Origin of the sequence: Paraburkholderia ginsengisoli NBRC 100965 (assembly GCF_000739735.1) — a bacterium.
Taxonomy (GTDB): Bacteria; Pseudomonadota; Gammaproteobacteria; order Burkholderiales; family Burkholderiaceae; genus Paraburkholderia; species Paraburkholderia ginsengisoli.
Genome location: NZ_BBJF01000004.1, coordinates 1,081,359 through 1,096,891 on the forward strand (window position 1 = coordinate 1,081,359; position 15,533 = coordinate 1,096,891).

The following is a 15,533-nucleotide window of genomic DNA, read 5'->3' on the forward strand; positions in this document are numbered from 1 at the left end:
GGCGATGGCCCGCTGCGCGGCTTCAGACGAGGAACGTCTGCGCGAGTCTCACCCAGTACGCCGCGCCGGTGGCGAGGCAGTCGTCGTTGAAGTCGTAGCCGGGGTTGTGGACCATGCAGCCGCCCTCGCCGTCGCCGTTGCCGATGATCAGATAGCTGCCCGCGCAACGCTCCAGCAGGAACGCGAAGTCCTCGCTGCCGGTGAGCGGCTGCATGTCGGCGATCAGACCGTCCTCGCCGAGCCAGTCGAGCGCGACCTGGCGCGCGAGGCCGGTCATCGCCGCATCGTTGACGAGCACCGGATAGCGGCGCTGATAGTCCACCTCGGCGCGCGCGCCGAACACGGCGGCCTGCGCGATGGCTACCGCCGTGATGCGCTCCTGCAGGTAGTCGCGCACCTCGGGTTTCAGTGCGCGCACCGACAGGCGCATCTCGGCGGTTTCGGGAATCACGTTCGGTGCTTCGCCCGCGTGAATCGCGCCGACAGTGATGATCGCCATGTCGAGCGGCGCAATGTTGCGCGACACGATCGACTGCAACGCGAGCACGAGCTGCGCGCACACCACGACCGGATCGACGGCCTTGTGCGGCACCGCGCCGTGACCGCCGCGTCCGGTCACCTTGATGATCACCGTATCCGACGACGCCATGAACGAGCCCGGCAGGAAGCCGAACTTGCCGGTGGGAAAGCCCGGCATGTTGTGCATCGCGAACACCGCGTCGCACGGGAACTGCTCGAACAGGCCGTCTTCGAGCATTTTTTTCGCGCCGGCGAGACCCTCTTCGGCGGGCTGGAAAATCAGATTCAGCGTGCCGTCGAAGCCCTTGTCCTGCGCGAGATGTTTGGCGGCGGCGAGCAGCATCGCCGTGTGGCCGTCGTGACCGCATGCGTGCATCTTGCCGGGCACCGTGCTCGCGTACGGCAAGCCGGTGGTTTCGTGAATCGGCAGCGCGTCCATGTCGGCGCGCAGCCCCAGCTTGCGCGTACCGTTGCCGACCTTCAGCTGACCGACCACGCCGGTCTGACCCAGCCCGCGATGGACCGTGTAGCCCCACTCCTGCAAGCGTTCGGCGACCAGGTCGCCGGTGGCGAATTCCTCGTACGCCAGCTCCGGCTGCGCATGAATACGGCGGCGCAGTGCGATCATTTCGTCTTCGAGTTCGGCGATGCCCGCCGGAATGGCCATGGTGTTCACGTGTCGTCTCCATCGATCAAAGCGTGAACCGAGCATAACGACGCCGATTTTCCGGCGGCAGGCGTAGAATCGTCGCGGCAGCAACCCGTGGTTGCCACCCCCACTCCGTCCTCATCCGATGAAACTGCATCAACTCAGCACCTTGGCCGCGATCGCGGATACCGGAAGTATCCGGGCCGCCGCGCGCTCGCTGGGATTGTCGCCGGCCGCGGTGACCAAAGCGATGCGCGAACTGGAAGCCGATCTGCAAGCGCCGCTGGTGGTGCGCAGCGCGAGCGGCGTCGCGTTCACCGAGTTCGGCCGCGCGCTGGTCGTGCATGCACGGCTGGTGCTCGGGCAATTGCAGCGCGCGCAAGCGGAGATCGAAGCGTTGCGCGGCGCGGCCGCCGGCAAGCTGTCGATCGGCGTCACGCCGTGGGTCGCGCTGACCTTTCTGCCGCCCGCCGTACAGCGGTTCCGGCAACGCATGCCAGAAGTGCAGCTGGAATTTTTCGAAGGGCTGCTCGCGGTGGTGCAGCCGCGTCTGCGCGACGGCAGCCTCGATTTTTCGATCGGCCGGCCGCCGCCCGCGTCGCCGCAATCGGAGTTTCACAACGTGCCGCTGTTTTCGACGCACTCGGCGGTGGTCGCGCGACGCGATCATCCGTTGGCCGGTTGCCGCACGCTGCTCGAACTGGAAGACGCGGAATGGGTGCTGAACTGGGACCCGGCGAGCCGCGAGTCGATCTCGGACAACCTGTTCCGGCAGCGCGGCATGCGCGTGCCGCATACGATTCATCTCGCGCACTCGCTGGCGATCGTACTGGGCCTGCTCGCGCACACGGACATGCTCAGCATTTTTCCGTGGCCGCTCGTCGAAGTGACGCTCGCGAAGGAGAATCTATGGGCGCTGCCGCTGCGCGAGACGGTCGATGAAACCATCGTCAGTATCACGTCGCGGCGCGGCGCGCCGACCAGTCCGGCGGCCGCGTGTTTTCTCGATTGCCTGCGGGAAGCGATCGACGAAGGCACGCGCTCGCAGGACCCGGAGCAGCGGCGGCTGTTTCATTCGATCGAGTTGCTGCTTTGATGGGCTCGGGCTGCGACCCGTCAATCAATCAAACGATCAATCGAGAAACTCCGCCGCGCGCTTGCGCAGTTCCGCGCCGAAGTCGTCGAGCCAGCCGATCGACAGACGCCAGCTCTGCCAGTACAGATCGACGTCGATGTGCTTACCCGGCGCCATCTCCACCAGCTCGCCGCTCGCCAGATGCGCGGCGATCATCCGCTCCGGACACATGCCCCAGCCCAGCCCCGTCACGCAGGCCCGTAAAAAACCGGCGACGTGCGGAATCCAATGCAACGGCGGATCGAGTTCCGCGCGCGTAATGCGGCGCATGAAGCGCTTTTGCAGCTGATCCTTCGGATTGAAATCGACGCACGGCGTGCGGCGCAAACTTTCGCGCGTGACGCCGTCGGCGAAATAGCGCTCGAGAAACGCCGGCGAACAGACCGCCATATAACGCATCCGGCCGAGCCGCGTGGAGCGGCAACCCTGCACCGGTTCCGCCTGGGTCGTGACCGCCCCCTGCACGCTGCCGTCGCGAATCCGCTCGGCGGTGTGGTCCTGATCGTCGATCACCAGATCGAGCAGCATCTCGCGCTCGACGCAGAATGGTGCGACCGCGTCGATGAACCAGGTACCGACGCTGTCGTCGTTGACCGCCACTCTCAATGCGGGCCAGGCTTCGACCAGCGCGCCGGACAGCGCCGGCAGGCGGCCGTTCAGCTCCGCTTCGAGCAACTGCACGCGTTCGGTATGGCGGCACAGCAGCGCGCCCGACGGCGTCGCAACACACGGCTGGCCGCGTTTCACCAGCACGCTACCGACCCGCTCCTCCAGCAGCTTGACCCGCTGCGACACCGCCGACGGCGTGACATTCAGTTCGCTGGCCGCGCGGTCGAACGAACCCTGGCGCACCACGGCGGCCAGTGCGTCGAGCAACGCATAGTCGAGCATTAGCGTTCCTTAATCTGCATTAAGTAAATTAGCTTCTCTTATGAGTCGCAAAACCGCAGACTAGCCCCGTTCGCTTCTCCCGTCTACTGGATCGATTATGAACTGGCTGTCTTTCTCCCACGGCGCCGCGTTGTGCGCGTCGCTGATCGTGACCATCGGCGCACAAAACGCCTTCGTGCTGCGCCAGGGCATCATGCGCTCGCATGTCGGCAAGATCGTCGCGCTGTGCGCGCTGTCGGACTTCATACTGATCGGCGCGGGCGTCGGCGGCGCGTCGGTGCTGGTGGAACGCTACCCGGTGTTCGTCCATACGATGCTGTATGTCGGGCTCGCCTATCTCGCGTGGTTCGGCATCAACGCGCTGCGCCGCGCGGTGCGGCCGGGGCATGCGGTGCTCGACGCGAATGCGAACGGCGCGGCGCCCACGCAATGCGCGATGCCAATCATTCTGATGACGCTCGCGTTCACGTGGCTCAACCCGCACGTGTATCTCGACACGTTCCTGCTGATCGGCACGGCCGGCGCGCGTGAGCCGCAAGGCGCGCGGCTCGCGTTCGCACTCGGGGCGATGGCGGTCAGCGGAATCTGGTTTGTCGGCTTGGGTTACGGTGCACGCGCGCTGGCGCCGCTGTTTCGGCGGGCGACCGCGTGGCGCGTGCTGGACGGCGCGATCGGCAGCATGGTGTTGCTGCTTGCGGTCACGCAGTTGCGATGAGTGCTGCGCGTTGCGAAGAACGCTTGCGCGATGAACGCGTGTGGGTTCCGCGCTTGCGTCGCTTAAGACGCGTCACTCCGCTTCGAACGCTCGCGCCGGATCGTGCGCCGAAGGCGAAGCGACGTCATCGCCCGGCACGAGCTTCATGAGCCGCGCGAGCACCGGCCACTTGATCAACGACTGCTGAAACGCCCCCATCGCCTGACCGTCGAAATAGCTGGCCGGATCGATCTCGGGCAAACGGCGCGCAAGACCGCTGATGTCGTCGACCGGCCAGCCGCCCGCGCCAGAGGCGGCGCTTACTGCGCCCTTTGCGGCCGCCTGCCCGGCCGTCCTGGTGTTGTCCTTCACAGTCGCGTCCGTCATTTGCCGTCCACCCACACGCCGTCCGGCGTCTTCACCACATAACCGGACGCGGTCTTCATCGTCACCGTCCCTTCGTTTTCGCCGACCATCTGCGTTTGCGGCAGATTCGCCGCGTATTGCGACAAGGTCACGCCCGGCTTGAACGGACTGTTCGACACCAGGTTCGACAACAGCTGCGCAATCGCGAGAAAGCTCGACGGGTTGTCGACCACCGTGGTCGGTCCATGATTGCCCTGGAAGCCGACGAGGCGAACGCCCGCCGGTCCATGCACGACGCGCGGCGTCGGAATCTCGCGCAAACCGGCCACCTGGTTCGCGTCGCCTCGCAAGGCCGCGCCGTGTTCCGGCACGAACACGATCACCGCGCGACGACCCGACGCCGCGATCAGATCCGCGAAGCGGTCGAAGTCGCTCATCAGTTTGTTCACACGCTGCGGGTACGAATCGAGGCTCGACAGACTGCTGTTCGGCAAGCGGTTGCCGTCGTGCAGACTGATCGTGTTGTAGTACAGCGCGATCGGCCCCGGCGTGTTCGCGCGTTGCGCGTACCAGTTGGCGAGCGTCGCGTAGTCGTCGTGAATCGGCGAGCCGTCGAACGCGTGCATCGCGACCGGCACGCTGGTGTTCGGAATCATCGGCACGTTCGGCACGCCCGCGTTGTCATGCACCAGTTGCAGGAAGTTGTCGAAGTGGCCGTCGTGATTCAGCATCGTCTGCGGCGTGTAGCCCGCCTGCGCGAGATCGGCCAGCAGATGGCACTGCTGCGGCGCGTCCTTGTAGAGGTCCGCGTGCGCTTCCTGCCCGCAGCTTGCGCGCAGCACGCGAATCGCCGCCGGTCCGCTATAGCTCGCGGCCGTGCTGAAGTTCGTGAACAGATAGTCGAAGTGGCTGAGCATCGGATGATTGCGCGCCTTCACCGCATCGAGGTCATCCCACGACAGCGAACAGATATGCAGCACGATCACGTCGAACTGCGTGTTCGGATCGGCGCCGAGATGACCGAAACTCACCTGCCGTTGCGACTCCTGAGTGCGGAAGGCGGCGAGCGCGGCGTTATGGTCGAGCGGTTGCGCGGCAAGCGCGTTGCCCGCACCGGCCGTCGCCGCTGCGGCCGTCGTCGGCGCGCTGCGCAACTGTGCGAGCACCGTGCTGCCCTCGTGCCACAACGGAATCGCGACCAGCGCGATCAGCACGAACGTCGCGACGCGCAACCAGCGGTTCACGATCAGATACGCGACCAGAAAGCCGAGCGCGCCGAGCAGCAGCATCGGCGGCAGGAAACGCTGCGCGAGTTCGAGCCAGTAGCCGAAGCTGAAGGTCGTGAGGTTGCCGAACTCTTCGGTCAGACGCGAGAACGGCGGCACGTTCGCTTCGTGGTACATCAGCGGCACGCCGACCACGAGTCCGAGCAGGTTGCGCAACACCCGCAGCCCACGATGTCGCAGCGTCGCGCTCGCGGCCAGCGCCAATGCGAAGCCGACATTGACGAGCCACAGCGGCTGCAGATGCCCGCCCGCGAACAGGTACAGCTTGGCGATGAAGTACAGGTTCCACAAAGTCATGAACAGAGTTCTCTCATTGGCCGGGCGCGCGCGCCGTCGGCATTAATAGCGTGTGCGGTCCAGCGCGAGCAGCGACTGGCATGCACGCAGCACGCCGGTCAGCAACCTCGAATAGCCTTCGATGCCCATCGTCAGCACGTCTTTCAGGCCGCGCAGCGGCGTGTCCTCGATGGTTTGCGCATCCCAGTCGAGCCATGCGTCGGCGCGGCCAAACGTGCATTGCACCATCTGCCGTTCCTGGTCGAGCGTCAGGCCATCGAAGCGCACGCCCAGGTTCTTGCCGACAAAACGGCTCACGTGTACCGGGAAATGGAACTGCCGGTCGCCGCGGCTCAGGCACACGCCGAGGCTGTCGCCGGGCGCGAGTCGCAGCGCGGGATCGACCTCGAGGCCGAGACCGCCGGTCGAATAATCGCTGGTGGTGCACGCCACCGTGGTGCCGTCCGCGAGCAGCAGCGTGGCCGCCGCGCGCATAGCGATGCGATGGGTCACGCGCACCTGCTTCGCCTCGCGCGCGACGCTCGCCGCCGCGCCGAGCATCACGAGGTTGTAGAGCGTCCAGAACACGTTCATCAGGATCGTCGCGGTCTCGTCGCCCTGGCCGAACATAAGCCGGTACGCGCCGGCCGCGAGCGCACACACGTTGAGCCCGAGCAGCACCAGATACGGTTTCGACACGGCCCAGTCGAAGTAACCTTCGTCGATGCGACCGCCCTTGTCGGTCACGTTGAATTTGCCGTGCTTCGGGCTGAAGAACGCGATGGTGGTCGGCAACGCGATGTACCACGCGAGCACCGACTCGTACACTTCGGCCCAGAACGAGTGGCGGAACTTGCCTTGCATCCGCGAGTTCGCGATGTTGGCGAGCACGATGTACGGCAGCACGAAGCCGGCGATGGTGGTCGCCGACGCGTTGATGAAATACATCTGGAAGAACAGATACGCCATCGGCATGGTCAGGAAGATGAGCCGAGGCACGCCGTAGAAGAAATGCAGCATCGCATTGCCATAGCACAGCCGTTGAAAGAAGCTGAGACCCCGGCCGAGAAACGGATTGTCGATGCGGAAAATCTGCGCCATGCCGCGCGCCCAGCGCGTGCGTTGCTTGATGTGGCTCGCGAGACTTTCGGTGGCGAGACCGGCGGCTTGCACGGTCGGCAGATACGCGGTGGTATAGCCGCGCCGGTGCAACTTGAGCGCGGTGTGCGCGTCTTCGGTGACCGTCTCTACCGCGACACCACCCACTTCTTCCAGCGCCGTGCGCTTGATGACCGCGCACGAGCCGCAGAAGAACGACGCGTTCCACAGGTCGTTGCCGGACTGCACGAGCCCGTAGAACAGGTTGCCTTCGTTCGGCACGCGACGGAACGTGCCGAGGTTGCGTTCGAACGGATCGGGCGAGAAAAAGTGATGCGGGGTCTGCACCATCGCGCAACGGACGTCGCGCAGGAAGGTGCCCATCGTCGTCTGCAGAAAAGAGCGTGTCGGCACGTGATCGCAATCGAAGATCGCGATGTACTCGCCGTGTGTCTTCGCGAGCGCGCGGTTGATGTTGCCGGCCTTCGCATGCAGGTTGTCGTCGCGGGTCAGATAGCCGATGCCGCTGTCCTGCGCGAAGCGCCTGAATTCTTCGCGATGGCCGTCGTCGAGCAGATAGACGCGCAGCTTGTCGGCGGGCCAGTCGATGCCTTGCGCGGCGAACACGGTCGGCCGCACTACCGACAGCGGCTCGTTATAGGTTGGAATATAAATATCGACGCTCGGCCAGCTCGCGGTATCGGCGGGCAACTCGGCGACCGCGCGGTTCAGCGGCCACGCGGTCTGCACGAAGCCGAGCAGCAGAATCACCCACGTATAGGCTTCCGCGCCGAACAGCAGATAACCGAGTATCGCCTCGCCGGGCGTCTGAAAGGACAGCGTCTGCGTAATGCGCCACCAGACATAACGCACCATCGCGAGCAGCGCGAGCGTCGTGAGGATCAGCACCGGCATGCGGCCGGGAAAGCGGCGCAACACGAGCGCGACGGCCACCAGCACCGCGAAGAATTCGAACTGACCGTCCGACGACAACGGCGACGTGCCAATCATCGTCCACAGGCCCGCGCCCGCCAGCACGATGAGCGGCAACAGCCAGCGAATGTGGCCGATGCGCTGCGTGCCGCTTTCGAGTCGCGCGCCCCAGCGTTGCCACGGCAGACGCGGCAGCATCGCGTCGACGCGGCGGCACAGCGCTCGCCAGCGCAATAACAGCGGCACCAGCCAGCGGTCGATCCAGTCGAGCACGGCGCGCACTTGCGCGGCGCCGCTGTGCTCGGGCACGCGCGGCGCGCGCACGAATGCACGCCACAACCACGCGCGCAAACGATGCGGTTCCAGCACGCCCCATTGCAGCGCGAGATGCAGCACGGCGGTTCTGATCCAGCGACGTGCGTAGTCGGCCTTGCCCGGCAGCGGCGGCTGGAAGAACAGGCGCACGAACCAGTCGAGCGGCGTGCGGCGCGCGGGGACGCCGAGGCTGCGGGCGAGCCAATCGATGATGCGTTGGCGCCGGGTCTGCGTGGTGGCGGGCGCGTTGTTGGACGCTTGGCCGGGCACCGCGCTAAACGCTTCGCTGCGCTCTTGCGCGTGCTCATCGCCGCGCGCCTCCCGCCGCGCATTGCCCGGCCCCGGCTGCCGGTCGCCACCCAATCCGTTCGTCGGCGCGCTCATGCCAGGTCACCGTCGATGCGCGCGGCCGTCGCCGAGTTACCGGCAACCCACGCATCGAGCCAGTTCGCTAAACCATGCAGATCGTGCGACGCCTGCGAATGCGGCGCGTCGTCGAACAGCCACGTGCCGCGCGCGAACGATTCGGGCAACGCCACGTCGAGGTGCACGCGCTGCGCGAGCGGCAAACCATCGCCGAGCGCCGCCGCGAGCATCGCAAGCACGTCGCGCTGCATGTCGCGCGCCGGATTCAGCCGGTTCACGATGATCCTCAGATTCGCGCCGGTGCGCCGCCATTCGTCGAGCCGCGCGACCAGCGTCGCGCACGCGGCCGGTTCGGGCGGCGTCACGCAGAGCACGAGGTCCGCGCAACGCACGGCCTGATCGGCCTGCTGCGACGGATAACGGGCGGTGTCGATCAACACGACGCCATCGCGCGGCAGATCGAGTTGCGCGAGCGCAGTCGCGAGCCACCGAGGCTCGGCGGCGAGCCGCGCATCGCAGCGCGCGCCTTGCGCGAGCGACACCGCGCCGTACGGCACGAACAGCACGCCCTCGGCATTGCGCCACGTGTGCGCGTGCCATGCGCAGGTCTCGTCGAGCAGCGCTTGCGCGAGACCGGCCGGCGCGAGTCCGTCGATACCGAGGTGCGCGCCGAGCAGGTTCTGCGGATCGAAGTCGAGCGCGACCACCTGGCGGCCGCGCCGCGCGAGCAATACCGCGAGCGCGGCGCTCAGCGTCGTGCGGCCCGTACCGCCGGCGGTGGAAACGACAGCGACCGTTTTCATTGCGCGGCCTCGTCGATACGGTGCGCGTCGGGCAACAGCCAGGCGCGCAGCGCGACCGGTTCGATCTCGCAGCGCACGGCGTCGTTCGGATCGAAACCGCGCATCGCGGCGAACCTGCGGCGCGAGCCGCCGCGCTGCCACACGATCCACACCGGAACCGCGACGATCACACCGGCGGCGAAACAGGTCAGTAGGAATTCCATCAGTCGTGCTCCTTGTTTCGCAGCGGCATAGCGTAGGGTTCGGCGTGGCGGCGTGGGGGCGTTGCGATTGGCGTGGGCGCGTTATTGCGTTTCGGCGCGTCGACGGGTTTCGCGGTTTCGGGGTTCGCGGGGTTCGCGGGGTTCGCTGCCTTGGCCCCGTCGCCATCAGCCCGCGTCTCATCACCCGCCGCAACCTCACCGCGCGCCCACTTCAACGCCGCTTCCACCGTGGCAAGCTGCTGCGCCGCCTGCAACGCCGCCGCCGTCTCTAACGCTCTGCCCGCCACACCCACGTCCGGGGCCGGAGCCACGAACAGATCGCTGTAATCCGCGATCCGCGCGCGCCGGTTCGCCGCCGCCAACGCGTCCAGTTCATCGCCGATGCTCTGCTCCGCCAGATGCACGAGCGCGTCCGCCATCTGTTCGACCGGCACGTCGAAGATGCGCGCCAATGCGGCATCCGCATCGGCCAGCCGGCACGCGAACAGAAATACATAGAGATGCGAAGCATCGGCCGTGAAGACATCGCCCGCGCGACGCGGCACGCAGTGGCGCAGCGCATCGACATGCGCGCATTGCGGCAGCAGCGTCAACTTGACGAGCACATGCGGCAGTTGCAGCACCGCGCTGCGTTCGAGCACGATGCGCACGCGCTCGCAGAACGCGGCGGCCGGCAGATAGCCGAGCACAGCGTCGCTCAACGCCGCGCTGAGTGCGCTTCGATAATCAGCGGCGACCGGCCGCGTGTGAAGCTGCCCCTGCAACGATTGCAGCAGCGATTGCATCCGCGAGAACGGCAGGTCGCGGCCCAGCACGAGATTCGCGCCGAGCGTCAGCACCAGCAGCTCGTATTGATGGCGCAGCACTTCCCCCCGCTCGACGACCACGATCTTCAGCGCGCGTCCCGCCTGGCGGCGCAGCGCGTGGACCGCCGCGCACAGCGCGTCGAGCTGCGCGCCGCCCGCGTAGTCGAGCACCACGGTCGCCGCCTGCGCATCGGCGCAGGCGGCCAGCACCGCCGGCTGATCGGCCAGCACTTCCCAATGCGACGGCACCCACGCTTCATGGCCACGCACCACCGCGCGGCTGACCACGACCCGCTGTTCGTCGCGCGCGAGCAAGCCGTCACCGCGCGCCGCCGCGCCGCCTGGCGCATCGAGCGCAACGCTCAGCCGGCCGCTTTCGGTAAAGCGCAGCGCGCGGACTTCGCCGGTCACGAGCGTGCGGTCCGAGCGCCAGAAGTCGGCATGCCACAACAACTCGCCGTGCGTGCGTTCCATTCGCGCGACGCCCGCGCACGCGGCACGAAATTCGTTGCGGCTGGACTGCACAGCCGCGTTTTCCGCCGATGTCCTCACATCGAGCCACTCGGCGTCCTCGACTTCGGCCGCGCCCGTCGGCGAACCGAGCAGCAGCACCAGCGTGATGTTGCGCGCCTCGCACCAGTCCGCCAGCATGCGACCCTCGCGGGCGAGCGCGGCGGCGTCGTCCCAGCTGAACCAGCGCTCGGCGCCTTCGACGAAATACAGTGAACGCGAGCGGAAACCGAAGCGCTTGAGCGCACGCAGACCGCCGAACACTTTGCCGAGCACGGCGGCGCGCGGTACGGCGACGCGGGGAGCATCGGCGGCATGAGTGGCGTGCGTGGCATCGACTACATCGCTCACGGCCGGCGGCATCGCCAGCACGCTCAGATTGCGCGGCCAGCCCGCGGCCGGCGCGTTCGCGTCGAAGCCGAGTTCGCGCAGACGCTGCGCCACGTCGACGCGCTCACGCGCCAGCACCACCGTGACATCGCGCGTTTGCGCGCCACGCGCGCTTTCCCAGATCAGCGCATCGGCGCCCGGCGTGCGCGGCGTCGCGTAAATCGCGTAGAGCTTGCCGGTTTCGAGCGCGGTCCATTCATCGGGCAACGCGTCGACCGCGAGCCGGCCGAGCCGCCGCGCGCGCGCCCGCGAGCCCGGCCGGCCGAACGCTTGCAGCCAGCGCCGCGCGAAGACGCCGGCCTTCGCGGGCTTGAGTGGAGTCGAGTCGGTGCTCACGCGTGGATTCCCTGATCTGGTTGCATCGCCGTTCAATAGCTGGAGTAAAGACGCACGGGTTTCGGCGACAGACTGTTGTCCTGCTTGCGCGCGTCGAACGTGTAGCGCAGATAGACCAGCGCGGAACTCGGTGCGTAGTCGTGCGAACGATCGATGCTCAATTGCGCGCCCGCCAGCAGATACGGATTGAAACGGTATTGCACCGTGCCCGCGAGCCCGTACGAAAACGCGACGCCGCGAGTCGAGCTGGCCGTGTTCACCAGCGTGTCGAGCCCCGGCGCGGCGGCTAGCCCGGCGGGCAAACCGTTCGGATAGTACGGCGAATTCTTCTCGTACGAGTTGGACACGCCGAGCGTCGCGGTCAGATCCCAGTTCAGCGCGTCGTGGCGGCCGGCCCATTCGATCGGCACGCCGAGCGACAGATAGCGTTGCGGACTGTAGTAGCCACCCTGCCCGAACGAATAGAAGCGCTGGTTGTTCGTGTAGTGCCACACGTTGCCGACGAGCCCGGTGCTCACGAGCGTATCGACGCGCTGATAAACCGGCACCGTGAAGCCGGTGCGCAACGTGACCTCCTGATTGCTCGCGACATTGCGGCCGGTCAGCACGCCCGCGCCGAGATCGGCGAACAGGCTCGTCTTGCCGACATCGAGCGATGTATGCAGATCGATCCCGTCGCGGCGCACGCCGCCCCACACGACACCGGTCACCGGGTCGTGCATGCCCGCATACGAAAGCTGGCTGCCGGTCTCCGGACGGCGCGAGCCGCTGACCGAGAAGCTCGCGGGTCCCGCGTCGAACTGATAGCGCGCGCCGCCGACCAGGTAGTGCACGGCGAAGCCGAGCGGCGTCGTGCCGAGATCGAAGCGCCACGCGTCGGACACATAGCCCGCGCCGAGCGCTACACCGGTCGCCGCTTGATGCAGATACGGCGAGGTCGCGAGCAGCGCGGCGCGGGTCTGCGCCGGAATGCCGAGCGCCGCCGCGAGATTGTCGGCGGCGCCGATGGTGCCGAACGTGTCGCGCGTGAACGCATTGCCTTCGCTCGGGTCGAGCGTGCCGGCGTCGAGATGCACGGTGTCGATATGCGCGAAGAAATGGCCGTCGTAGCGATACGGGATCTGCATGTACACGGGCACCTGCCATGCGCGCAGTTGCGAGATACCGGCATCGCCCGATTTATACGCGGGCAGCCAGCCGGTCTCGATCTCCGGATTGCGGCGCTGTTCGAGATCGGTCAGCGCCGCTTTCGCGGGGGTGTCGCGAGCACCGGCGCTCACGCCCGCCGCGCGCTCCTGCGCGAGCGACAGACGGTATAGCGACGCCGCCTCCTCGTACTGTCCGAGGTCCTGCGCGACGCGGCCGCTTTGCACCGTCACGTCGGGCCGCGCCGGATACGCGACGCGCAACGCCTGGGTGACCTGCTGCGCTTCCTGCGGATGGCGCAGCGCGGCCAACCGGCGCGCCGCCGAGAGCCGCGTGTCGACGTCGTCGGGCGCGGCACCGTCGAGCACGCTACGCACCAGGTCGAGCGCGCTGCGGCGCTCGCCGCTTTGCTCCAGCACGCGGGCCAGCGCGAGTTGCGAGTCCGGGTCGCCGGGGGTCGCGGCCAGCAACGGCTCAAGCGCGGCGCGCGCAGCCCCGTAGTGTCCCTGCAGGCGTTCGAGATCCGCGACTTCGAGCGCGTAGCGTTTGTCGCGCCGGCCGGCCGGGCTCACGGTAGCGAGCAGCTTCCGCGCTCGTTCGTCATCCTGACGATCGAGCGCTTCGTCGGTTTGGCGCAGCACCAGACGCAGCGCCTGATCTTCGAGACGCGCGCTTTGCGCGGCGCTGAGCGTGACCTGCGGATCGTTGCGCAAGCGAGTCAGCCACGCGTCGAGTTCGGCGTTGCCGATGGTCGCGCTGGCGCTGCCGAGCAGATCGCCGTAACGCAAGCGCACGTCGGCATCGGTGAGTTGCGGGTGCGTATCCATCCAGTCCTTCAGCAGCGCGAGGCCGCGCTGCGCGTCGCCCTGCTCGATCCACAGCGCACCGACCGCCGCGAGCAGATTCGGATCGTCAGCGGCCAGCGCGCGGGCTTCGTCGAGCGCGTGGGTGGCGCCCGTGCGATCGTCGAGCGCGAATGCCGCGCGCGCTTTGACGAGCCACTGCTGCGCCTGCAGATTGCGGTCGAGCGCGCGCATGCCGTCGGTGCGATCCGCGTCGGCGATCGGCGCGAGCACCGCTTGCGCGCCGTCGATGTCGTCGAGCGAGTTGCGGTACAGCGCGCTCGCATAGCGCATTTCCGGCGACGCGGCGAGCGCGAGGCCGTCGTCCAGCACGACACGGCCGAGTTGCGGCAAGCCCAGATCGCGATACAGACGCGCGAGCGCAAAGCGCGTCCACGGCGCGTCGGGCGTGGCGCGCAATGCCGCTTCGTAGCGTTGCGCGGCGGGACCGCGCTGACCGTCGGCCAGCAGCTTGTCGGCCTGACGGGTGAGAAGATCGGCGCGCAGTTGCGCGAGACTCTGACGATCGTCGGTGGCGCTGAAGCGGCTTTGCAATGCGTCGAGCAAAGGCTCCACTTGCGCGGCGCGGCCGGTGTTCTCGTACAGCGTCCCGGTACTGCGCAACGCGCCGACGCTCGGCTCGCGCGTCGCCAGCAAATCGCGCAGCAGCGGTTCGGCCGCGCTCCAGTCGTGTTGCGCGAGCAGCGCGTCGGCGAGCATCAGCTTCGCGTCCGCGTTGCCGGGTTCCATTGCGAGCGCGGCGCGCGCGAAGCGCTCCGCGTCCTGCGCGCGACCCGCAGCCGCAGCGTCACGGCTTTGCGCGAGCGTCCCCCAGAACTGCGCGGCCCGCGCGAGGTTTTCCCACTTCGCGCGATTGTCCGGCGCGAGCGCGGCCGCGCGCAGAAACAGCGCGCGGGCTTCGTCGCGCCTCCCCGCCCGCATGCGCGCGAGACCGAGGCCGCCGACCGCTTCCGCATCGTCCGGGCGCGCCTGCGCGGCGCGTGCGAGCAATGGTTCCGCGCTCGTCAGATCGTTGCGTGCGAGCGCCTGCAAGCCGCGTTGCTGCGCGATGTAGTCGGGGTTGTGTTCGAGTTGCCGCTGCGCGTCGAGCTGCGCTTCGAGCGCGGCAACGCGTTCCTTGAATTCGGTGTCGTCGGGGACGAGTTGCAGATAGGCGTGGAGCGCGGCCACATACGCCGGGTCCGCGCCGGCCGATTGCAACACGTGACGCCACGCGTCGAGCGATGCCGAGCGATCCGAGTCGGGCCGCGTCGCCAGATTCCACGCGATGCGGTTGGCCTCGGCGCGCTTTTCGGCGCGTGCGTTCAGCAGATTCGCGAGTACCAGCGCCGCATCGACGTCGGACGGATCGGCGGCCACGCGCCGGCGCAACGCGCCGATCGCCTGCGTGCGGCCGTCGGGCGTGCCGGCGATGATCTGGTAGTACTCCGCGCCCAACGAGCCCGACGGCGCGCCGTGCGGAAACAGCGCGAGCAGGCGGCGCGTCGCTTCGGCGGACTGGCCGCTGCGCGCACGCAGACGCACGGTCGCGAGTTCCTGGCGGCCGTTGGTGGCGACGCGGAATTCGTCTTCGATCTGCTGCGTGGCCGGCGTGGCGGGCGCGCTCGCACGCAGACGCGCGAGTGTCGTCTGCGCGGCTTGCGCCTGGCCGAGACGCAGCTGGATACGCACCTGCTCGGCAAGTAACGACGGATCGTCGGGAGCGATCAGCCGCGCTTTCTGGATTGCCTGCAATGCCAGATCGTCGCGATGCTTGGTCGACCACATGCGGGCGGTCGCGAAGAGGCGCTGCGTGGCGGCGTCCGGCGGGGTCGACGCGGCGGGCTTCGCATTGGCCACCGCGTCGGCCACCGCGTTGGAAGCCGCGTGCGGCGCGACGGCACGCGGTGTCGTCGCGTGCGCAAGCGGGGCGCCTGTGCCACCCGCCACGCCCATCCACGCGAGAACG

General features: G+C 67.7%; 11 protein-coding genes. 2 read left to right on the plus strand and 9 right to left on the minus strand.

What is annotated here, in order from left to right:
* Positions 1–22 precede the first annotated feature (22 nt).
* The gene (locus tag BGI01S_RS08830; protein ID WP_042324230.1) at positions 23–1,195 is read right to left on the minus strand and encodes a M20 aminoacylase family protein; all 1,173 of its coding nucleotides are present in this window, start codon (positions 1,193–1,195) and stop codon (positions 23–25) included.
* A 118-nt stretch (positions 1,196–1,313) separates the two neighbouring features.
* On the opposite strand from BGI01S_RS08830, the gene BGI01S_RS08835 reads away from it, so the two are divergent.
* A complete protein-coding gene (locus tag BGI01S_RS08835) occupies positions 1,314–2,264 on the plus strand; it encodes a LysR family transcriptional regulator (RefSeq protein ID WP_042324232.1) in 951 nt (316 codons plus the stop codon).
* 36 nt (positions 2,265–2,300) lie between these two features.
* Here the strand turns inward: BGI01S_RS08835 and BGI01S_RS08840 are convergent, their stop codons facing one another.
* Entirely contained in the window at positions 2,301–3,194 is an 894-nt protein-coding gene (locus BGI01S_RS08840; RefSeq protein ID WP_042324234.1) for a LysR family transcriptional regulator ArgP, read from the minus strand.
* Between the two features lie 97 nt (positions 3,195–3,291).
* Here BGI01S_RS08840 and BGI01S_RS08845 point away from each other — a divergent pair, with 97 nt between their 5' ends.
* Entirely contained in the window at positions 3,292–3,909 is a 618-nt protein-coding gene (locus BGI01S_RS08845) for a LysE/ArgO family amino acid transporter (RefSeq protein WP_042324236.1), read from the plus strand.
* Positions 3,910–3,981: 72 nt separating this feature from the next.
* On the opposite strand, the gene BGI01S_RS31010 is transcribed toward BGI01S_RS08845, so the two are convergent.
* The 7 genes from BGI01S_RS31010 to BGI01S_RS08880 are packed head-to-tail and all read right to left on the minus strand — an operon-like array spanning position 3,982 to position 15,520.
* The gene (locus tag BGI01S_RS31010) at positions 3,982–4,275 is read right to left on the minus strand and encodes a hypothetical protein (RefSeq protein ID WP_232624362.1); all 294 of its coding nucleotides are present in this window, start codon (positions 4,273–4,275) and stop codon (positions 3,982–3,984) included.
* A complete protein-coding gene (bcsG, locus tag BGI01S_RS08855) occupies positions 4,272–5,837 on the minus strand; it encodes a cellulose biosynthesis protein BcsG (RefSeq protein ID WP_042324238.1) in 1,566 nt (521 codons plus the stop codon). Before bcsG ends, BGI01S_RS31010 begins: the two co-directional genes overlap by 4 nt.
* Before the next feature lie 42 nt (positions 5,838–5,879).
* Positions 5,880–8,546 carry a UDP-forming cellulose synthase catalytic subunit gene (bcsA, locus tag BGI01S_RS08860; RefSeq protein ID WP_084585298.1) on the minus strand — a complete coding sequence of 889 codons (2,667 nt, stop codon included), beginning with the start codon at positions 8,544–8,546 and terminating at the stop codon, positions 5,880–5,882.
* A complete protein-coding gene (bcsQ, locus tag BGI01S_RS08865) occupies positions 8,543–9,331 on the minus strand; it encodes a cellulose biosynthesis protein BcsQ (RefSeq protein WP_042324240.1) in 789 nt (262 codons plus the stop codon). The genes bcsA and bcsQ overlap by 4 nt, the downstream gene beginning before the upstream one ends.
* Positions 9,328–9,534: a hypothetical protein gene (locus tag BGI01S_RS08870; RefSeq protein ID WP_174447392.1), complete on the minus strand. Its 207-nt coding sequence runs from the start codon at positions 9,532–9,534 to the stop codon at positions 9,328–9,330. The genes bcsQ and BGI01S_RS08870 overlap by 4 nt, the downstream gene beginning before the upstream one ends.
* Positions 9,534–11,576 (minus strand): cellulose biosynthesis protein BcsE, encoded by a 2,043-nt coding sequence (bcsE, locus tag BGI01S_RS08875; RefSeq protein ID WP_042324244.1) that lies wholly within the window; start codon positions 11,574–11,576, stop codon positions 9,534–9,536. The genes BGI01S_RS08870 and bcsE overlap by 1 nt, the downstream gene beginning before the upstream one ends.
* A 32-nt stretch (positions 11,577–11,608) precedes the next feature.
* Entirely contained in the window at positions 11,609–15,520 is a 3,912-nt protein-coding gene (locus tag BGI01S_RS08880) for a cellulose synthase subunit BcsC-related outer membrane protein (RefSeq protein WP_042324535.1), read from the minus strand.
* Positions 15,521–15,533: the final 13 nt, after the last annotated feature.